Source organism: Candidatus Sericytochromatia bacterium (assembly GCA_035285325.1).
Lineage (GTDB): Bacteria > Cyanobacteriota > Sericytochromatia > S15B-MN24 > JAQBPE01 > JAYKJB01.
On the sequence record JAYKJB010000132.1, the window covers coordinates 57,309 to 76,883 of the forward strand.

Annotated in this window: 19 protein-coding genes and 4 tRNA genes; 17 read left to right on the top strand and 6 right to left on the bottom strand. The window is 61.1% G+C overall.

Annotated elements, in window-relative coordinates; translation table 11 throughout:
- Positions 1 to 18: 18 nt before the first annotated feature.
- The 3 genes from alr to VKP62_16285 all read left to right on the top strand — a co-directional run bounded on the left by alr (position 19) and on the right by VKP62_16285 (position 2,798).
- Positions 19 to 1,191: an alanine racemase gene (alr, locus tag VKP62_16275; GenBank protein ID MEB3198754.1), complete on the top strand. Its 1,173-nt coding sequence runs from the start codon at positions 19 to 21 to the stop codon at positions 1,189 to 1,191.
- 147 nt (positions 1,192 to 1,338) lie between these two features.
- Positions 1,339 to 2,028 carry a cytochrome b N-terminal domain-containing protein gene (locus tag VKP62_16280; protein MEB3198755.1) on the top strand — a complete coding sequence of 230 codons (690 nt, stop codon included), beginning with the start codon at positions 1,339 to 1,341 and terminating at the stop codon, positions 2,026 to 2,028.
- 2 nt (positions 2,029 to 2,030) lie between these two features.
- A complete protein-coding gene (locus VKP62_16285; protein MEB3198756.1) occupies positions 2,031 to 2,798 on the top strand; it encodes a c-type cytochrome in 768 nt (255 codons plus the stop codon).
- 93 nt (positions 2,799 to 2,891) lie between these two features.
- Here VKP62_16285 and VKP62_16290 read toward each other — a convergent pair whose 3' ends face one another.
- Entirely contained in the window at positions 2,892 to 3,098 is a 207-nt protein-coding gene (locus VKP62_16290) for a hypothetical protein (protein ID MEB3198757.1), read from the bottom strand.
- Positions 3,099 to 3,584: 486 nt separating this feature from the next.
- On the opposite strand from VKP62_16290, the gene VKP62_16295 reads away from it, so the two are divergent.
- On the top strand, positions 3,585 to 4,136 hold the full coding sequence (locus tag VKP62_16295) for a hypothetical protein (GenBank protein ID MEB3198758.1): 552 nt from the start codon (positions 3,585 to 3,587) through the stop codon (positions 4,134 to 4,136).
- Between the two features lie 18 nt (positions 4,137 to 4,154).
- On the opposite strand, the gene VKP62_16300 is transcribed toward VKP62_16295, so the two are convergent.
- Complete coding sequence (locus VKP62_16300) at positions 4,155 to 6,371, bottom strand: tetratricopeptide repeat protein (protein ID MEB3198759.1); 2,217 nt, start codon at positions 6,369 to 6,371, stop codon at positions 4,155 to 4,157.
- 183 nt (positions 6,372 to 6,554) lie between these two features.
- On the opposite strand from VKP62_16300, the gene VKP62_16305 reads away from it, so the two are divergent.
- Positions 6,555 to 7,022 (top strand): HIRAN domain-containing protein, encoded by a 468-nt coding sequence (locus VKP62_16305; GenBank protein MEB3198760.1) that lies wholly within the window; start codon positions 6,555 to 6,557, stop codon positions 7,020 to 7,022.
- Here the strand turns inward: VKP62_16305 and VKP62_16310 are convergent.
- Positions 7,000 to 7,389 (bottom strand): DUF1257 domain-containing protein, encoded by a 390-nt coding sequence (locus tag VKP62_16310; protein ID MEB3198761.1) that lies wholly within the window; start codon positions 7,387 to 7,389, stop codon positions 7,000 to 7,002. The two genes, VKP62_16305 and VKP62_16310, sit on opposite strands and share 23 nt — an antisense overlap.
- A 1,115-nt stretch (positions 7,390 to 8,504) precedes the next feature.
- Here VKP62_16310 and VKP62_16315 point away from each other — a divergent pair.
- From VKP62_16315 to VKP62_16335, 5 genes are all read left to right on the top strand, one after another.
- Positions 8,505 to 8,577: transfer RNA gene (locus VKP62_16315), tRNA-Lys, on the top strand.
- Positions 8,578 to 8,591: 14 nt separating this feature from the next.
- Positions 8,592 to 8,681 (top strand) — tRNA-Ser (locus tag VKP62_16320).
- Between the two features lie 80 nt (positions 8,682 to 8,761).
- Positions 8,762 to 8,834: transfer RNA gene (locus VKP62_16325), tRNA-Lys, on the top strand.
- 52 nt (positions 8,835 to 8,886) lie between these two features.
- Positions 8,887 to 9,738 carry a purine-nucleoside phosphorylase gene (locus VKP62_16330; protein ID MEB3198762.1) on the top strand — a complete coding sequence of 284 codons (852 nt, stop codon included), beginning with the start codon at positions 8,887 to 8,889 and terminating at the stop codon, positions 9,736 to 9,738.
- 65 nt (positions 9,739 to 9,803) lie between these two features.
- Positions 9,804 to 10,958: an AI-2E family transporter gene (locus VKP62_16335; GenBank protein MEB3198763.1), complete on the top strand. Its 1,155-nt coding sequence runs from the start codon at positions 9,804 to 9,806 to the stop codon at positions 10,956 to 10,958.
- 31 nt (positions 10,959 to 10,989) lie between these two features.
- Here VKP62_16335 and VKP62_16340 read toward each other — a convergent pair whose 3' ends face one another.
- Positions 10,990 to 12,453: a pitrilysin family protein gene (locus VKP62_16340; GenBank protein ID MEB3198764.1), complete on the bottom strand. Its 1,464-nt coding sequence runs from the start codon at positions 12,451 to 12,453 to the stop codon at positions 10,990 to 10,992.
- On the bottom strand, positions 12,453 to 13,772 hold the full coding sequence (locus tag VKP62_16345; protein MEB3198765.1) for a pitrilysin family protein: 1,320 nt from the start codon (positions 13,770 to 13,772) through the stop codon (positions 12,453 to 12,455). The genes VKP62_16340 and VKP62_16345 overlap by 1 nt, the downstream gene beginning before the upstream one ends.
- 270 nt (positions 13,773 to 14,042) lie before the next feature.
- Here VKP62_16345 and VKP62_16350 point away from each other — a divergent pair, with 270 nt between their 5' ends.
- From VKP62_16350 to ftsX, 5 genes are read left to right on the top strand one after another with little or no spacing between them, the layout of a single operon-like run.
- Positions 14,043 to 14,483, top strand: coding sequence for a hypothetical protein (locus tag VKP62_16350; GenBank protein ID MEB3198766.1), 441 nt, complete (start codon positions 14,043 to 14,045; stop codon positions 14,481 to 14,483).
- A gap of 8 nt (positions 14,484 to 14,491) precedes the next feature.
- Positions 14,492 to 15,688 (top strand): polysaccharide pyruvyl transferase CsaB, encoded by a 1,197-nt coding sequence (gene csaB, locus VKP62_16355; protein MEB3198767.1) that lies wholly within the window; start codon positions 14,492 to 14,494, stop codon positions 15,686 to 15,688.
- Positions 15,678 to 16,448 (top strand): WecB/TagA/CpsF family glycosyltransferase, encoded by a 771-nt coding sequence (locus tag VKP62_16360; GenBank protein MEB3198768.1) that lies wholly within the window; start codon positions 15,678 to 15,680, stop codon positions 16,446 to 16,448. Before csaB ends, VKP62_16360 begins: the two co-directional genes overlap by 11 nt.
- Positions 16,445 to 17,134, top strand: a complete 690-nt coding sequence (gene ftsE / locus VKP62_16365; protein MEB3198769.1) for a cell division ATP-binding protein FtsE — start codon at positions 16,445 to 16,447, stop codon at positions 17,132 to 17,134. The genes VKP62_16360 and ftsE overlap by 4 nt, the downstream gene beginning before the upstream one ends.
- Complete coding sequence (gene ftsX, locus VKP62_16370) at positions 17,121 to 18,026, top strand: permease-like cell division protein FtsX (protein ID MEB3198770.1); 906 nt, start codon at positions 17,121 to 17,123, stop codon at positions 18,024 to 18,026. The genes ftsE and ftsX overlap by 14 nt, the downstream gene beginning before the upstream one ends.
- A gap of 89 nt (positions 18,027 to 18,115) precedes the next feature.
- Here ftsX and trxA read toward each other — a convergent pair whose 3' ends face one another.
- On the bottom strand, positions 18,116 to 18,442 hold the full coding sequence (trxA, locus tag VKP62_16375) for a thioredoxin (GenBank protein MEB3198771.1): 327 nt from the start codon (positions 18,440 to 18,442) through the stop codon (positions 18,116 to 18,118).
- Positions 18,443 to 18,568: 126 nt separating this feature from the next.
- Here trxA and VKP62_16380 point away from each other — a divergent pair.
- Positions 18,569 to 18,660 (top strand) — tRNA-Ser (locus VKP62_16380).
- A 198-nt stretch (positions 18,661 to 18,858) separates the two neighbouring features.
- Complete coding sequence (locus tag VKP62_16385; protein ID MEB3198772.1) at positions 18,859 to 19,572, top strand: hypothetical protein; 714 nt, start codon at positions 18,859 to 18,861, stop codon at positions 19,570 to 19,572.
- The last annotated feature ends 3 nt before the right edge of the window (positions 19,573 to 19,575 follow it).

Genomic DNA, 19,575 nt, shown 5'->3' on the forward strand with positions numbered 1-19,575 from the left:
CCATTGTAGGATGGGCGCGTGATCGAGACGAGTCTGTCCGCATTTCAGCGTGCCCACCTCACCAGCGCGATGGAGCAGGCCAACCTCCGGGGCGCGTGGCTGGGCATCGACCTGGTGGCGTTGTCTGAGAATCTGCGCGCCATCAAGTCCCTGCTTGCCCCTACAACTCGGATCATGGCGGTGGTCAAAGCGGACGCCTACGGCCACGGGGCAGCCATGGTCGCAGAAGCGGCCCTTCATCATGGGGCCTCGTCTTTGGGGGTCGCCACGGTGGAGGAGGGCGCCAAGCTTCGTCGCTCGGGCCACAAATCCCCCATCCTGGTTCTGGGTATCGTGCCCGATGCGGCCTACGAGGCGGCCATCCGGCACGAGTTGCAGTTGACGGTCAGTTCCGGTCGACAGGTACAGGTGATCGAACGCGTCGCCCGAGGTCTCGGCCGCAAGGTCGACGTTCATCTCAAAGTGAACACGGGGATGACCAGGGTAGGGTGCGAATTGCACGAAGCCGGCGGCCTGGCCCAGTACCTGCTCCATTCTGCGGATCTTCATCTGGCTGGGCTTTCGTCCCACCTGTCTTCGGCGGATGCCCCGCAGCCTCACGATACCGACCGGCAACTGGGCAAATTCCAGGAATTGGCCAACCGCATCCGCGCCCACGCTCACGGAATCACCTGCCACGTGGCCAACAGTGCGGGCACCCTCTTCTACCCGAATGCCCATTTCGATATGGTCCGCGTGGGTCTGGCCATGTACGGTCACCTTCCCGCTTCGGCCGACCATTCGCCGGTCTCTCTGGCCCCCGTCATGAGCGTGCGCGCACGCATTTCGCAGGTGAAGGACGTGCATGCGGGTGCCCGGGTCGGTTACGACCTGACCTGGATAGCGCCAAGTGCCACCCGGCTGGCCCTCATTCCCGTCGGTTACGCCGACGGATTGCCTCGAGCGTTATCCAACCGAGGCTTGGCCCTGGTCCGCGGTCAGGTCTGTCCCATGGTCGGGCGGATCTCCATGGATCAGACCGTCCTCGACGTGGGGGCCCTCACGGTTGAGCCTGGTGAAGAAGTGACCTTGATGGGTGGTCAAGGAGCGACCGCCTTGAGCGTCGACACCTGGGCCGAGGCAACCGGTTCGATCAACTATGAGGTGCTCTGTGGCCTCGGGCAGCGTCTCCCCCGCGTCTACTATCGCTGATGCGTGTCGACTGTCATTGACGCTGCAGCGAAGCAAGCGGTACGATCCCCAGCGTTGTGGTGCGTCCATCCGGCAGGTCCGCTGGGGGCAACGCAACGTGCCCGCATTCCCGTACACATGATGGTTTGACGTAGAAGGAGTCTGCTGATGGTGGGCAAAGTCTTCGAATGGTTGGACTTACGCCTAGGCGTGCGAGACATAGACGCTGCGCTGGTCTCGCGCAATGTGCCTAAAATTGACTGGTGGTATACCCTCGGCTTTGCCGCGCTTTTCACGTTCATCATCATGGCCGTCTCCGGCATGTTTTTGGCGGTGTACTATGCGCCGACGCCGGACCACGCCTATGACAGCGTGAAATTTCTGACGGAAGAGATCACGGGTGGCAAGGTCGTGCGCGGCCTTCATCACTATGGCGCCAGCGCCATGGTCGTGATTGTCACCATGCACATGCTGCAGGTGTTTTTCTATGGAGCCTACAAGTATCCGCGGGAACTGACCTGGATGTCCGGCGTTGGACTCTTGGGCCTGGTTCTGGGCCTCGGCTTCACGGGCTACCTTCTGCCCTGGGACCAGAAAGCCTACTGGGCGACCGAAGTGGGCACCAAGGTGCCTGAGAGCATTCCCATTGTCGGGGATTTCTCCAAGAAACTGCTTCGCGGCGGAGAGACGCTTGGAGCCCTGACCCTGACGCGTTTTTACGCGATTCACATGCTGATGATCCCCGCCTTGATGCTTGTGTTCCTGGGGATTCACCTCTATCTCGTCATCAAGATCGGCATCACGCCCCTTCCTGAGAAGTTGGATGAGGCCTATGACCGCGTGAAGGGGGGCAAGTAGCCATGGGTGGTTTCTTCGATGATCCTGTTGAGAAGCAGGTCTACGACGTCGAATACAAGAAGATGAAGGAGGCGGGTTACCCCTTCCATCCTTTCGCCACCTGGAAAGACGTGGTCGTTGCGCTGGCGCTTCTCCTTCTTTTGCTGGCACTGACCTTCATTCAGGGCGTACACCTGGATGCACCGGCAGATCCGACCAGTCAGTATCTGCCCCGTCCGGAGTGGTACTTCATGTGGCTGTTCGAGCTTTTGAAGTACTTCCCTGGTCCTTGGGCGATCTTCGCAGTGGCGATCATCCCAGGGGGCATCGCGGGCGCTTTGTTGTTGCTGCCCTTCTATGACCGGAATCCTTATCGCCGCTGGACCAAGCGTCCGGTTGCCACGGTGATGATGTCGCTCTTGATGCTGTTCGTCGTCGGTTTGACCGCTCGGGCTTACTGGGCTGATGCGCATGACCCGCACGCGCAAGAGTTGCTGAAGGGTGCTTCCGCTGGTCACGGTTCTTCAGGTGGGACGCCGCCTGGGGGGGCCAGGCAAGCTGGGGCAGACGGGCAGGCCATCTTTTCGGCGAAATGCGTGATGTGTCACGGGCCAACCAAGAAGAATATGCCTCAAGCCAACCTGGCGAGCAAAGCCTTCCTCGACGGTCGAGATATCGTGAATTCTGTGACCAATGGCAAGGGAGGCATGCCTTCCTTCAAGGGGCAGCTTTCCGAGGGAGAGATCAAGGCCGTGACGGATTGGCTGAAGGCCAGCACCACGGAGCCCTGAACGGCACCAGCCCTCTAACACCAGCGGCCCGGGAAGCTTTCCCGGGCCGCTTTCGTTGATGACTTGAGCAGACTTGCGAACGCCTTCCAGGGTTCAGGGGATGCTCACCTGACCGTTGAGTTCCGCATATTCCACGAGGGGAGAGGCGTTGAGCTCCTTGAGCAGGGCCTCAACCGGGCGATCGCCCTCCAGTTCCTCGACGTAGACCCCGAGCGCCTGAATCATGCCCACATTGCGCAATCCATAGGTGCTGCGAAATGCTTGCATTTCGGTGGCACGAAGCTCTGACTTGAATTTCACCAAGATTTGGATTTTCTGGGCCGCTGTGGGACTGGCCACCCGGGGTGACTCGGCCTTCTGACCTGTACTTGAAGCCGTTCGCCCGATCACCGTCGTGGGGCCCTGGCACCCAGTCAGAGTGAGCACGCTCAACGTGAGCAAGGGCCAGACGCTCAGCGCTTTGATTTGACGTGGAAACAACTCGGTTCCTCCCATCGGCACGGAACTCTTTCAAGAACCGTTTACTTTTCTATAAAATAAATTTAACATTGGGTCATGCGTTCCGGCAAGTTGTCCTCATCCTCCTTGACCCTTCTGTGGTGCGGGTTGGCATTCATTTTTATGGCGGGTGGTTGTCGCGCCGTGTCGCCCGTCAGTGGGAGCCTCAAGCCGGCAAACCGCCTGTTCACCGCGAGCCAGTCGTCCTGGTATCCCACGGAGCCCGGACTTCGTTGGGACTACGTGTTGCGGGACATTGAAGGCACGGGTACGGGGCAAGAGCGGCAAATGATGTTCGGAATCGCCGAACGACAAGCGGTTGGCAGCGCAACATGCGCCGTTCTTCAGCGTCGATATGGGAACTTTGAACCGCCTCCCACGCGGATTTGGGTGACGCCGGACTCGGTGAAGCTTTCCCGGCTGAACAGCCCGGTCAACGGTCCCTCCATCACCATTTTGCGCGCGCCTTGGCAGTCGGGGGCGTCTTGGCCGGGGCGCCCTCTGCCAGATGGGCATTCGGAAGTCATTTCCGTGATCGGCATGAGAGACACGGAGGTGCCCGCGGGGCGGTTTGAGACCTGGCAGGTGGATCACCTCATTCGTTACGCGGATGGGAATTCCGACGTGCTTTCCTATTGGTATGCAGCGGGGGTGGGCTGCGTGCGGATGATTGAACGGGCCACGCTCTACGTTGGCGGAAAACCGGTCAAATTGGCAACGGAAGCCTGTCTGACTCGTTTTCAAGCGAAGGCCTGGCCGCCGCAGGGGGGAACTCAACCGTCGCCATTGCAACCGTCCCCCTTGTCGCGCCCATCAGTTGAGGGCTCCCTGCTGTTCTGACAGGGGCTCTCACGGGGTTCAAATGATGGGACCACCGAACATGAGGTCCCAGGCTGCCTGAGAGGAAGGCCGTTTCTGCGCCTGCTGGCGATTGGCAATCTCGTGCAGCCCTACCTCTGCCTCGTGCAAGTCCCCGTCCAATTCGAGCGCGCGCTGGAAGCTATCCTGGGCCCGGTGAAGGTGGCCGGAGAGAAGATGGCAGTGGGCTTGATGGAAGTGGGCGCGCGCCATATCCCCCAAGTGGGTGTAGCATTGCACCAGCATCTGTCTGGCGGGCAGAAAGGCCTTGTTCAGCTGGACGGATTTTTCGAGGGGAGGACGGGCGCCCTTGATGTCCCGCCGATGAAAACTGGCTTTGCCTAGCCAGAACCACGGGGAATAAAGCCCTGGTAGGGCTTGTACGAGATATTCGAGGTGAAGCCTGGCCTCTGGGTCAGGGTCCAAGGCACGTGCCAGAAGCAAGCGAGCCAGATGAAAATGTGGCTCGGCCTCCAAGGCTTCTCGAATGGTGGGAATCAATTCTCGACGGCTTTCCCCTGGTCGCGTCGCCTGCCCCTTGAAGAGAAAAAAGCGGGAAACCTGGTCCCAGGGCGCCAGTTTGACGGCCCGTGCCCACCAAGGCGTGGCGTCTACCGAGTGCTCGTTCTGGGTCAGAAGCCAGGCATAGTTGCGAATGGCATCGAGATTATCCGGGGCGTCGGCAAGAATTCCCTGCAAGAGTTGGCGGGCGAGATCGTAGCGGCCGGCGATCGCGGCATATGCAGCGCCACTCATCCAGTGCGCGCTCGCGGTATCCTCGTGGCGCAACTCAGATTCAAGCGGGTCGAGCAGATCGCTGAAACTGCCTCGTTTGGAACAGGGTCCGTGGTGGCCGTGGAGGATGGGCGCATCCTCCCTCAAAAATAGCGCGTGCGTGAAGTGTTCCTGCGCATCGTCATACTCGTCAGCCGATAGTCTCAGCCACGCGAGATCACACCTTAGCGAAGCATCACCTGGTTCCAGACGGATGGCCTCCTGCAGGTCTGCTTCAGCCAACCCTGGATGGTTACGCCAGGTGGCAGTCGCGCGCATCGCACGATAAACGGCACGTTCAGGAGCCAGGGAAACAGCTTCATCCAGTGCTTCCAGGGCCACTGGCTCCCTCCCATAGGCCAATAAAGCTGCCCCAAGTTCCGCAAATGCGGCTGCGTGACGAGGGAGGTCCTTGGCCGCCCGTTTGGCGTGCAGCAGGGCAGAATCGAGATAGCCCAGCCTCCGGTTGACGGCAGCCAGAAGCAATTCACACAAGGGGTCTGACGGATGGGTGATTGCCCAGGCATACAGGGCCTTCAACAGGGCGACGACCCCTTCATTGGGCTCATCTGCCAACTTGCCGCCCAGGTGATTCCACCAGCAGGCAAGCGCGGCCGGCGGGTTTTCATCCAAGGCGTGGGCACGCGCCAAGGTGGCGAAAGCCTTGCCCCGGGCTTCCTCACTCCAGCTGTCAAACGTGGGCGAGTGGACCTGTCCCTCCAGGCACGCGATGGCTTCCTGGTAGCGGTGGGAGTCTAGCAGGCATTCACCGAGGGCCAGCGCCGTCGTATGCGCAGACGGGTCCAGGGCCAAGGCCTCCGTGTAGGAACGAATGGCCGCATCCATTTGCCCCAAGGCTCGGTGGGAGTTACCCAGGTTGCCCACCACGACGGCCTGATTCACCGGTTCGACCAGCAAGGGGCGAGCCTCCTTGTAATACGAAACGGCCCGTCGGTGGAAACCCAGTTCATGGCAGAGGTTGCCGGCCGCATTCAGAACACTGAACAGCCCAGGCTTCAACTCCAGTGCGCCATCGTAGTAGGCGAGGGCCTCCGAAGGGCAGCCCAGCGACTCATGCAGGATACCGAGATAGGCGAGCGGTACGTGACTGTCGGGCGCCACCTCAGCCGCGCGAGCCAGAAAATATCCAGCCCGTTCGAAGCTTTCCTCCGAGAGCGCCTGCAAGCCGAGAATGAGAAAATATTCAGGCTTTTCCAACCCTTCACTGCCGCCTGGCCAGTGCGTTTCGAAGTCCTGCCAGGTGGCGTGGCTGCGGAGCAGTTCGTCCAGAAACTCTGACCAGAAGCTCAGGCGCTCGCCCAGTGGTGAGACGACTTCCAGCGCTCGCTGGACTTCCGCGAGCACCAGTTCCCAGTCGCGTTCGGCGATCGCGTCGACCAGGCAGCGTGTGAGGAGCTTGGGATAGTCCCGTTTAGAATTCATGACCTGCTGCGACGTCTGACGTCGGCTTTCGGACGATTCACCGTTGGCAAGGGCGGGTCGACGCCCGGTATTATACGGGAATGCGGCATTTGTTGCTTGTCGGAACGTCCAGAACGGGGGAGCGGGGGAGCTGGCACTTTGTCGGACGTTGAGGGTTTCCAGATCGAGACACGAGTGGCAGGCGTGACCTTTCCCAATGTGGATGGAACCTCGCGCCAGGCCTTGATTCGCTTGTTGACCGTCGAGGATGCGGTCGAGCTCCAGCGCGAGCCCGAAAACCCATTCGATCCCAATGCCATCGCCGTCGAGTGGCGCAGCCTGGACAAGGCATCTGGGAGGCTGGGATACATTCCGCGCGGCCTTGCTGCGGCGCTCTCCCCGTGTCTGGATTCAGGCACCAGCTGTCAGGCCAAGATCCTGAGGAGAAGACGTATCCCACGCCAGGGCGTCGCCTCTGTCCCTATCTGGGCGGTCCGCATCCAAATCACGCTGCTGACCACCCACTTACCTGATGGCATCAGAAATGGACTGGAACCGGCCCTGTCATCTGCCCTCGCCGCAGACTCCGAGGAGCTCGCTGCCGGAGATGCCCCGTGCCTGGGACTTATTCGCCCTGCGTCAGCATCGGTCATCGCCACCGACGAAAGGTGAGCTTGACCGTCTGATCCGTGGCACAGTGTTCCTGAACCAGCTGAAAGCCCTGAGAGGCAAATTGCTTGGTGATCAGATGATGGGCGTATCTCTGGCGAAGAGACTTCAAGAAAACGTCCTGCTTCAGGCCCGAATCCTTACCGACCCCCCACCAGTCTGCCACGACGCTGATCTCCGCACCGGATGACTGGACGAAACCGATATCGTATTCGCGGCCTGGAGAACAGACGAGCTCGGCCTGGGTTGTGTTCCCCGCATACCCCCTCACGAAAGCGTTCCGGGCGTAAGGATAGCCCAAGCCCTCAACGGCGGCCTCGACCGCTTCAAGATCGTTCAACTGCGTCTTGATCCGAGTGAAATGTGACATCGCGTCCCGTCTCCTCTTGCCGTCAGGGCAATTTAGGGACAGTCTCGCTGCCTGTTTCTTCGGTGCGCCGCTGAGGCGTCGCGGCACCGCCAGGCGGGACCGCCGATTCGGAAGCCTCCGCTCCTGGCGGGATCATGGGCACACCCGGAGGGGGCGGGAGCGGCTCGGAGAGGGGCGACGGAGAGACAAGGCCTGGCTGCGGAAGGAGCCACGTATCCTCCTCGATGATCCGAGGCGGTTCGGGTTGATCAATCCCCTTACCGTCCGACCCAGGAGGCACGGTGGGAACGGCAGTTGGCGACGTTGACGGCCTTGGAATGGCGGTACCCGGACGCAAGCGCTGCTGAATCCCGGGTCGCTTGAGTGGGGGTAACGATGAGGGCTTGGACGGCGGCTCGGGGGAAGCCACGGGAGCAGGGGAGACTGTCGTTGGCGCAGGTTGAGCTGGGAGGTCCGGAGCCTCCCCCTCTGGTATGGTCTGAGGTGAGGGTGCTTCCGTTTCCGGCGTCTCGGTCGGGGCGCCCTTGGCCCCCTCAGCCACCGAGATAAAGACCCTGCCACGGCCCTGCTGAACAGCCAGGATGGGCTCTTGCTGTGAAACCGGTTCCAGCACGACCCGGACGATCGGGGGCCACACCGAGTATTGCGCGACACGGACCCTGTGAACCAACGTGTCACGGGGCATCAGTTCGCGGTTCCGCATAGCCAGACGGGCGCCCGGCAAATCAATGACCAGGCGCATCGGATTCGGGAGCGAGCGCGTGCTGACCGCGACCGAACGGGTGACCGCCAGGACCAGGGTATGCCGTTGCGGGTCGAAACTCATTCCGCGGACGAAAACGAGACGATTTGGTGGGGCCTCGGCTCGTGAGCGTGTGGGATACGCAGGGCGAGCGGAGGCGGCAGTGGCATCGGCCGGGAAAAGCGTTCCGGCGATCACCAGGAGCGCCACGGCCCGGCTGACCAGGTGAAACGAAACACGACGCTGAGCAAAATGGAACATGGATGCATTATACCTGGTGAACGGCGTGGAGGCCCTCCCGGCGTGCTGGAGAATCGCTTCGGGGTTGCATTGACATGAGCTTTACTCGGATGTTACCTTTTCCTTCAGTGGCGGGCCTTTAGCTCAGTTGGTAGAGCAGCTGACTCTTAATCAGCGGGTCCCGAGTTCGAGCCTCGGAGGGCCCACTTCACTTTTTTTAGGGCAGGTGCCTGAGTGGTCGAAAGGGCATCACTGGAAATGATGTGTGCGGCTTAACCCCGTACCGAGGGTTCGAATCCCTCCCTGCCCGCCTCCGCAGGGTGCGGTGAGCTTGCTCTCCACGCCGCTGTGGTAAAATGAGCCGGGGGCTCATGAGTCACCAGTCCGTACGGGCCTTTAGCTCAGTTGGTAGAGCAGCTGACTCTTAATCAGCGGGTCCCGAGTTCGAGCCTCGGAGGGCCCACTCGCTTCTCGCCCCGCTCCCAAGGCGGGGCGAGTTTTATGGAGGTTTTGACGTGACCGTGGCCGCTTCCCTCTCTCCCTTGGTGTTGGATGAGCGCCGGCGTGTGGAAGAGGCGCTGACCTTCATTCGTTCGAAGACGTCTCAGACACCTTCGTGCGGACTGATCTTGGGTTCGGGCCTGGGGCTGGTGGCGGACGCCCTCGATGACGCCACCGTGATTCCATACGGGGCCATTCCACATTTCCCGGTTTCGACCGCCCCCGGTCACGCGGGCAACCTTCTGATCGGACAGTTGGCGGGTCGCGCGGTGGCCATGCTTCAAGGGCGATTTCACTTGTACGAGGGTTACACCGCCCAGCAGGTGGCCTTTCCGATCCGCGTGTTGAAGCGTTTGGGCGTGGAGACCCTGATTGTCACCTGTGCGACGGGCGGATTGAACGCGCGCTTCAAGGCTGGTGACCTCATGCTGATTCATGACCACATCAACCTGACCGGGCAAAACCCCCTGGTCGGCCCGAACGATCCCTCGCTCGGCGAAAGATTCCCCGTGATGTTCAACGCCTATCGGCCGGAATTGAACGAACTGGCCCGGAGGGTGGCCGTGCAACTAGGCCTCTATCTTCAGGAAGGCACCTACGCGGGCATTCTGGGGCCAGCTTACTGCACCAAGGCCGAATTGCGCTTCTTGACCAAGATCGGAGCGGACTCTGTTGGGATGTCCACCGTCCACGAGGTGATCGCGGCGGCCCATCTGGGGCTGAGGGTGCTGGGGATCGGGACCATCTCAGACATGGCCATCCCGGATTCCGGTCATCACGCCACGGAAGCTGAGATCCTCGAGGTGGCGCAACGGGTCGGCCCCACCCTCGCCCGCCTGCTTCGGGGCATTCTGGCTGAGCTGTAAACGTGAATTCTCATCGCCCCCTGAGACCCTTTTCCTGGCCACTTAGCGATGAAGGTCGAGGTATCTTGCTGCTTGCCTCGGTGTTGGCCTTGCTCGGCGGGGTTGTCCTTCTCGGCAAGACCCTGACACCGTTTTACATCGCATTTGCGCTGGTGTACCTGCTAAACCCAGCCGTCTCGTGGGTGGCCGCCAGGCGCTTCCGCGACACCCCGGTGGGACGCCTGGCGGGTATCGTGACCGTCTACGCCGCCTTCGCACTCGGCTTGTGGTTCGTCGGGCTGTTTGTCTTGCCACAGCTCTATCAGGAATTCGCTCGCCTCGCGCAAATCCTACCGGCCCAGGTCCTCCATTTTGAACGGGACGTGATGCCAGGTTTGGTCATCACCTGGCAGGGGCAGCTGGATACCTACAATGTCCCATTCGACATCAAAAAGACCCTGCAGGAGGGTGTTACAAGCGGATTTGACACCGTCAACAGTCACGTCATGGAGCTGGCCAAACGCGCACGTGACCTGATCGCAGGGGTGTTCTCCACGATTCTTCTGCTGGTCCTCGTGTTCATGTTGACCGGGTTTCTGCTGTATGACCTCCCTCGGCTGCAGCGTTGGCTCGGTCGGCTTTTGCCTGACCGCTACAGGGCGGCCACGATGTCGCTGATGGCTGACATCGATCGGGGCCTGGCAGGGGCGGTTCGTGGACAAATTGGTGTCTGCGTGGTGAACGGGGTATTGACGACCGTGGGGCTCATGGTCATTGGAGTCAAGTTTGCCGTGACGCTCGGCGTGCTGGCCGGATTTTTCAGCCTGATTCCCGTCTTCGGTACCCTTTTCAGTACCGTTCCCATTGTGTTGGTGGCCCTGACGAATTCGCTGCTCACGGGACTCCTGGCGCTCATCTGGATCTTGCTGATCCACCTCATCGAGGCCAATCTGCTCAACCCGAACATCATCGGCCACAATGCGGAACTCCATCCCGCTCTGGTGGTGTTGGCCTTGCTGGTGGGAGAACATTATGGAGGGGCAGTCGGCCTGCTGGTGGCCGTCCCGCTCGCCACGGTGATTCGGGCCATCCTGACCTACACCCTGGGGCGCTTGCTCATTCAACCGGACACGATTCCCGATGCTGAGGCGCCAGCGCACACGTTGGTCGCCGGTGTGCCTCCATCGTCGCCATCAAGTCCGCTGGAAGAACTTCGAGACGGTCAGGTTCAGCCGGGTTAGCACGGCGAAATCTACCGGGCTACCAGGTCGGTCAGCGTATCAGGCTGGCACGGGGAATCACCGTGATTGCCCCAAAGCCAGCCAGTTGCCGAAACACACGGCGCTTGTCGCCCACCACGACCAGATGGCCGCCACCGTTCGGCAAGTAGAGCTTGGCCAGTTTACCGAGGTCATCGCTCGTGACGCGGCGGACGCGGGCGCGGTAGCCCGCAATGCTATCCTCCGACAGTTGATTCAAACGCAGGACCCCCACCTCCTCCGCCAGGGCCAGGTTCGTTTCAAATCGCAGCGGATAAGCGCCTGACAGGTAGCGTTGGGCGGTCACGACCTCGGCATATCCAGGCGGGGAACGACGTAACCCACGAACGACTGACAACAACAGGTCCAGGGTGCGGCGTGTCGTTTCCGCCCGCGTATTCGTTCGCGCGGAGAAATACCCGAAGTCACGAAAAAGGTCGATCTGGCTGTAGGCCCCATAGGCTAGCCCGGCGTCATCGCGAATCTTTTGATTCAGACGTGACGTGAAATCACCCCCCAGAATGAAATTGAGCGCATCCACGCCGGGGGCGTAACTTTGACGGCGCGATGGAGTGCCCGTTCCCCATCGCAGGTAGGCTTGTTCCAAGGGCATATCCACCAACCACAGCCTCAGGTTCTTCGGCATTTTCACCACGCCGCCCATCTGCTTTTGCCCGTTTGCTCCTCGTACGCGCCAGGTGCCAAACAGCACCCGGGTTTGGCGAAAGATCTCATTGGCGGGAACGTTCCCTACCACCACCAGGTGGGTGCGATTGGGGCGATACCAGCTCTGGTAGAAGCGGCGAATGTCCCGTCGCATCGTGGCATCGATCGCCCGAAGGGAAAGCGCGCGGCCATAGGGATGTCCCCCAAAAACGGCCACGCGGAGAGCCTCGTCCGCCACCCAATCTGGATCGTCCAGCATCGCCCTCAGATGGTTTTTCTGATCCTCGCAAGCATCCACCAGATCGGCTGGCGAGAGCAGCGGACGCTGCAACATCTCTGCCAGCAATTGGGTCGCAACCGTCACCTGCGCTTGTGGAACGGTCACGGTAAACATCGTGGCGTCCGGCTCAACCTTGACACGGAGCTTTCCTCCCGTCGCGTCCAGCAAGCGGGTGAAGGTGGCGGCGGACTTGCTCTCCGTCCCTCTTTGAAGCATCTCAGCCGTCAGAAGCGCCTGCCCCGTCAGGCCTGGTTCGTCCAGGAGAGAACCAGCCTCAACCACGACATGAATCGTCACCAATGGCACGTGGCGTCGCAGCAGGTGGGTGATGCGCATGCCATTGGGAAGAAGTTGTTGAGTCGACGCAGGCAGCGTGAAGGGTCTCGGTGCTGGCTCGGGCGTTCGCGTCGGGAGCGGGCGCGGCTTGGGGCTATCCTCCTGACGCGGCAGTCGCTGGGAGACGCAAGCCGTCGGCAGCAACGTCAGGCAACACAGGCCAAGGATCAAGGAGGAGCGGAAAAACGACCTCATCACAGATCCTCCCGATCGACCGGGCGAACCGTCACCGTGGCACGATTCGCTCGACTGAAGTAACGCCCGGCCAGGGCTCTGAGTTGCGTCTCAGTGATGCCGCGCAAACGCGCGGTGAAGTCAGTTCTCTGGGCAGTTCCGGTCAGCAAGACCCGTCTCCCGATGTCCTCAGCCCGCCCCTCGACCGTCTCGATGGCCAACAAATGGCGGGTTTCGGCCTGTCGACGAGCCCTGTTCAATTCCTCTCTGGTGGCTCCGAAACGTTTGAAGACAGCCAGTTCTCGTTCGAGGGCCCGCTCCGCATCCAGGGGCGAGTGCCCCGGGCCTGGCGCGAGCGCGAAATACAGGAAACCACCCTCGCGAGCCTCATCAACCCCGACTTCAAGTTCTCGCAGAGGCTTGCGCGCCCCCACCAGAGCTGCCTGCAAACGAGCGGAACGCCCCTCGCCCAGCACCAGTGCCAGAAGCCTTGCCGCATCGATGTCTCGATGTCCCGCTCCAGGTAAACGGAAGGCCGTCAGGACAACGGGAGCCTGTACAGGTCGAATGACCTCGATGCGACGCTCCCCACGATGCGACGGTTCCCTGGTGTAACGGCGAGGGGGTGTTGGGCCCGGCGCGAGTTTGTCGAACACTCGCCGAATGGACCGGAGGGCCCTTTGAGGGTCCAGGTCACCCACCACGACCAAGGTGGCATTGTTAGGCTGGTAGTAGGTTCGGTAATAGGCCAGCAGGTCGGCCCTGGAGATGGCATCCAGATCTCCAGGCCAGCCCCCCACGGGCCAATGGTAGCCATTGGCGAGCCACATGGCCGCAGGTAGGTAATCCCATGCCATGCCCAAGGCGCTGTCGCTGCTGCCGCGAAGCTCCTCCTTCACGACTTCCCGTTCGGCCAGCAGTTTCTCAGCAGGCAGCAGAGCCCCCTTCATGCGGTCGGCCTCCAGCGCCAGGGCTGTCTCGAGATGCTCACTGGCAAGCACCTCGTGATAAGCGGTGAAGTCAGTGGTGGTGAAGGCGTTGTTTTGACCGCCTCGGCTCACCAACTGCCGATCGAATTCACCCGGGCCGAACCGCGAGGATCCCTGAAACATCATGTGTTCCAGAAGATGCGAAGCGCCGGTCATGCCTGGCCGTTCGTCACGACTGCCCACGCCGTACCAGACTTGAACGGCGACCACTGGGGCCTTTCGATCCACCATCAGGTAGACCTGAAGGCCATTCGAAAGCTGAAACCTGACGGGAGGTGCTGGCGCCGCAAGCGCCGGGGTCCCGAGCATCCACGCCGCCAAGAAACCAGCCAGGACTCCGTGCAATTTCACTCGACCATCTCCTGGCTGCGCGGGGAACCCTCACCCCCGGGAAGAAACGACGGGTCATGATACGGTCTTATGTTTATCGCAGCAATCCCCCAAAAGGGCTGTGCCCCCCTGGGTCAGGCGATTCCAACGGCGTTGTGAATTTGACTTGCACCAAGCAGCGAGACTAAGATAGGCAGCGGTAGGCTGTGTGTCCATTCATCGACGGCCTTCACGCTTGCTTGTGAGGCCGACTGGGTATCCCAGGGCCGCGATCTTGAGGAGGCATTGGGCGTGGCCGATTCCACGAACGAACAGTCGCCCGATTCCTACGAAGTACCCGAGTTGATCCCGCCCTACGTGGCGCGAGATGCTTTGATTGAAGACAATCGCATCGGACAACTCTTGCTTCGCAGCCGCTTGCTATCCGTCGAGCAACTCGAGCAGTGCCTTCAAGACCAGTCGGCCGCCCCAGACCAGTTGCTTGGGGAAATCGTTTTGCAGAAAGGCTTCGCCACGGTCGAAGACATCCACGGCGCCCTGAAGGCCCAGCTGTCGGAACTTCGCTTGGGCCAGATTCTCTTGAAGACCCGGTGCATTTCTCAAGAACAGCTTGATATCGCGCTGGTCGAGCAAGAGAACACCGGGGAGTTGCTGGGTTCCATCCTGATTGGCTTCGGGTTCTGCACCCCGGAGATGGTGGGTTGGGCGATCGACCAGCAGAACAAGGACTGACCAGCGGCGTGTTGCCCTCTTTGCATCGCCAATCTTCCCCAGCCGTGACCTCTGCGGAGGCTGAGGCTGAGCGCTCGCCGCATGTGGTGATGTCCGGCTACTTTGGTTTCAGTAACCTGGGTGACGAGGCCATCCTGGAGGTCGAAGTGGGCATGCTTCGCCGTGCCGCGCCGAACTGTCGGATCACGGTCCTGTCAGGAAACCCCATCGAAACCAGGAAATCGCTGGGCGTTGAGGCAGTGGACCGGTTGGACCTTTTCGCCGTCTGGCGCGCTTTGCGGTGCGCCGACCTGTTCCTGAGTGGAGGAGGCAGCCTGCTACAGGACGTGACCGGAATTGGCTCCGTGCCCTACTACCTTGGCGTGACCGAGTTGGCCCGCTGGGCCGGTGTACCAAGGGTGATGCTGGCCCAAGGGGTGGGCCCTCTCCAGCGCGCGTTCAGTCGCCGACTGGTTGGCCAGGTCGTGGGGACGATGGAACTCATCACGGTCAGAGACGAGGCTTCCGCCCGACTGCTGGCATCCTGCGGGGTCCCCTCCGAAAGAATCACCACGACCGTTGACCCGGTGCTTGCGATGTCTGCCGTTCCGCTGGAGGAACAGGTTTTGGAGGATTGGGGCCTGAAGCCCGCTCAGCCTATCGTCGCCGTTTCGCTTCGCCCATGGCCGACCTGGACGGAGCGTGAACTGAAGGCTTTTTCAGCCGTCCTGGCCCAGTCCGCCAGCGCCTGGGGAGCACAGGTGCTCCTGCTGCCCTTTCATCGACCTGACGATGAACTCTTGCTGGATGAACTCGCGCAATGTCTGGCGGTGAGACCTGAGGCGCAACGTCCTCACGTGGTTTGTTTGTCTCATTCCTGTTCCCCCACGCAAATGATGGGCTTGATGGCGCGGGTCGACCTGGTGATCGGAATGCGACTGCACGCCTTGATCATGGCGGCAGCCAGTGCGACTCCGGCCGTCGCAGTCGTGTATGACCCGAAAGTTAAGGCCTTTGCCGACATTGCCGGCTATCCGCGCGTGGAATCGGTGACGGACTTGGGGAACAATCAGCGGCTTGCGACCTTGCTCGAGACGGCCTGGCAAGGGCGAACCAGCAGACGTGCGGCGCTGAACCAGTCACTTCCTGCGTGGAGGACAGCCGCCTTCGAACCCATCGAGCAGGCCATTGGGTTGGCCACCCGGGGACGCCGTCGTGTCGCTTGAACGGACCTTCATTCTGGGCTTGCCTGTGGACGCTGGCTCGCTGGGCGACTGCCTTCAAAGGGTTCGCCAGGCACTGGCGCCACCCCGTGACGTGGCACCGCTTCACATCGTCACCATGAACGCAGAAATGTCGATGCAGGCGCAACGCGATCCGGAACTTGCAGACATCATCCGGCGGGCAGGCCTCGTCACCCCTGACGGTTCCGGAGTCGTGTGGGCCGTTCGGCGCCGAAAAGGGGCGCCTCGAATCACAAAGGTGGCCGGCATTGAGCTGTTTCAGGCCTTGGCCGGTGAGGCCGCAAACCGCGGCTGGAAGATTTATTTTCTTGGCGGCCAGCCCGGGGTGGCGGAAGCCGCTGCGCGCACCCTCGTCAGTCGCCACCCTGGGTTGGCAGTGGTGGGGGTTCGTGACGGATTCTTCAAACCCGAGGACGAAGAACAGGTGCTCGCAGACATTGCATCCCGCTCTCCGGACATCCTGGTTGTGGCGTTGGGCGTTCCGCGACAGGAAAGGTTCATCGCCCTGCACCAAACTCGCCTCGGGGTTCCCGTGGCGATGGGGGTGGGAGGAAGCTTCGATGTGCTGGCTGGCCGTGTACGTCGCGCGCCCGCTGCCTTTCAGGCCTTGCATCTGGAGTGGCTATACCGCCTCATTCAGGAACCGTGGCGACTCTCCCGGATGGGGTCGACCTTGCCGCAATTTGTAGGAGCCGTGCTGGCCGAACCTGCCATCGCACCCTCATCGGAGGCCCAACCATGATCAGCATCAGACAGGTAAGTAAGGTCTACGCCAACGGGGTACGAGCCCTCTCGAACCTCAATTTAGAAGTCAAGCAGGGTGAATTCGTCTTTGTCACGGGCCCATCTGGGGCCGGAAAATCCACCCTGATGAAGCTGCTTTACCGGGCAGAAACGCCCACCATGGGTCAGGTCATCATCAGTGGAGTCGACCTGGGTCGCCTCCCTCCCCGGAACTTGCCGCAACTGCGGCAGCGTATCGGAGTGGTGTTTCAGGATTACAAGCTTCTCGCCGATCGCTCAGTTTATGAGAATGTCGCCTTCGCCCTCAAAATTATCGGGACCGCCAAGGCCGAACTCCATCATCGGGTGCGGTCCAGTCTCGACCTGGTCGGCTTGCGTGATTTTGCCGACGCCAAGCCCGGCGAACTCTCCGGCGGCCAGCAGCAGCGGGTGTGCCTGGCTCGTGCCATCGTGAATACGCCCCCCTTGCTGATTGCCGACGAGCCGACGGGGAACCTGGACCCGGAGACGTCCTGGGAGATCATGCGGCTGCTGACGAAGATCAACCTGCACGGGACGACGGTGGTGGTGGCCACCCACAACAAGTTGGTGGTAGATAACATGCGGCGTCGCGTGTTGACCATCGACGGGGGGAAGCTCGTACAGGACCAAGCGCGGGGGGTTTATTCGATTGGAGTCAATTAGTCACTTTCTGCGAATCTGTGAATTCGTCGGCCAGGAAGCACTCTCCAGCATGGCTCGCTCCCTGCTGATGAGTTGGCTGGTCATCATGACGATGGCGGTGAGCCTCAGTATCCTCGGCGGATTCTGGATGGTGGTGCAGGACCTCCACACGGTGAGCTACCAGGTTGGCGGCAAGGTGCCGATCGCCGTCTTTCTCTCCGATGATGCAGATCCCAGGGGCATCGAGGCGGCCATTCGAGAATTGCCCGAAGTGGAAAGCGTCAAGTTGATTCCCAAGGATCAGGCTTGGAAAGAGATGCAGCAGGACATGCGGGCCCGTATGACCTTTGACACCCTGCTGGACACCAACCCCTTGCCGAACTCCTTCACGGTCCAGTCGCGAAGCGCCGACTTCACACCCGCCATTGCCGAACGCATCTCGAAGATGCCCGGCGTGGAGGATATCCACTACGGGGCTGACCTGCTCAAAAAAATCTCGGATTTTTCGACCTTCATCCGGGCCGCTGGCCTGGCCATCAGCGGCTTGTTGGCCCTGGCCAGTTTGGCCGTCATCATGAACACCATTCGATTGACCGTCATGGCCCGCCGCCGTGAAATCGAGATCATGCATCTGGTCGGCGCCAGTAACGCCTTCATCGCCTGGCCGTTTTTACTGGAAGGATTGCTTTTCGGGCTTTTCAGTTCGTTGCTGACCTCCCTGCTTCTAGTGGGTTGGCGCTACTTCACGCTGGCCAAGTGGCAAGAGATGTTTCCCTTCGTCCCATTACAGCTCGATGCCCTGTCGCTGGCCCAAGTGTTTGTCGTGCTCACGCTGGTCGGAATGGGCTTGGGCGCCCTGGGGAGCTTTCTGTCTGTGCGAAAGCATATCCAGTTGGCGATGGCCGAAAGCTGACTCCGCCGCGCAAACGACGCCAACAGGAAGGGCCCGCACCGGGGTGGTGTGGGCCCTTCGTGGGACTTGTCAGATGACGCGACGAGAGGTCAGGAAAGCGAAGAAGCCAGCTTCGCCATCAGTTGTTCCTTCGACATGAAGCCGACCAAGCGTTCCGCCGGCTGACCATTCTTGAACAGAATCAAAGTAGGAATGCTCATGACGCTGTATTTTTGCGCTGAAGCCGCATTCTGGTCGACATCGAGTTTGGCGACCGTCAGCTTGCCAGCCTGCTCCTTGGCCAACTCTTCCAACACTGGCGCGATCATCTTGCAGGGGCCGCACCACGTGGCCCAAAAATCAACCAGAACCGGCGTATTGGACTCAAGTACGTCGTTCTGAAAACTGGCATCACTGACGTTAATCGGATTGCCCATCGGGTTACACCTCCGTGAATGGTAATGAAGGCGCCCATGCTAGCCCGGCTTTCAAGGGAACGTCAAGCAAATCCACGGCCTGCCTTGACCTTCGGAAATCGAGCGTGATACGATGAGCCTGCTTCAGGAGAGGTGGCTGAGTTGGTCGAAAGCGGCTTCCTGCTAAGAAGTTGTGCCGGCTTAAACCGGTACCGCGGGTTCGAATCCCGCCCTCTCCGCTCCATCAGCTGACACGACTGACGCGTGTCACCGGCTTCCGAAAACCGCCTCTCTGGAGGCGGTTTTTTTCGTTGGCTGAACGAATGCACCGAGTCACGCCGGCCGATCGAACTTCGTTGTTTGTAGGCGACGTCAGGGTAAGCTAGGTCTCGGCCCTCGTGACCCGTTGCTGCCCCTGTTGTGATAGGAGTTGAACCATGAAGCGTGCTTTCCTTTATTCGGCGGCGGTGCTTGCCGCCAGCACCGTCTCTCCCGTGACGGCCCTGGCCGCCGATGATGATGCCATCATCACGTCCCCTGCCCGCATTATCTCGGCCGGTGGCCTGGTCTACTCGCCGGTGTACCTCGGGGCCGGGCACAGCGAATTTGGACTTGCCGGCGGGATGTTCCAGCCGCGGGCGGGCGGTGCGCAGCGGCCCTTCCCCCTCGCCGGCGCGGGTGGCGCCCTCGGCGACGGCCTGAACTGGGCCGTGCTGTTGTCTGCGGAGAGCCAGGTCGGCATCCGGCAACGCTATGCGGCCGGGCGCGGTTGGTCTTGGGGTGGTTCCTACATCGGCCGATTCAACCTGGCCGCGGACGGCTCGCAGGATTACGGCGCGAGCTACAAGAACTCCCTGTTGTGGCGCCTCGGTGGCCTCGAACTGACCGCGCAGCCGGAGGTGGGTTACCTGGCCCAGTCGGGGGCCCAGGCCGGCGTGGCCCTAGGTGCTGACCTGTGGCTGAACGACCGGATCTCCGTGGGTGCCAACGGGCAATATCGATGGAAGCTGCCCTCGCAGGCGCTGGACCGGCGTTGGGGCGTGGGCGCGAAATATCTGTTCAACAACCATGCCTACACCTGGTTGAACTACGTCAGCAGCCCGGATGGCCAAGGTGACGCCGGCCTGGTGGGCTTCGGTTATTACAATTGAGGC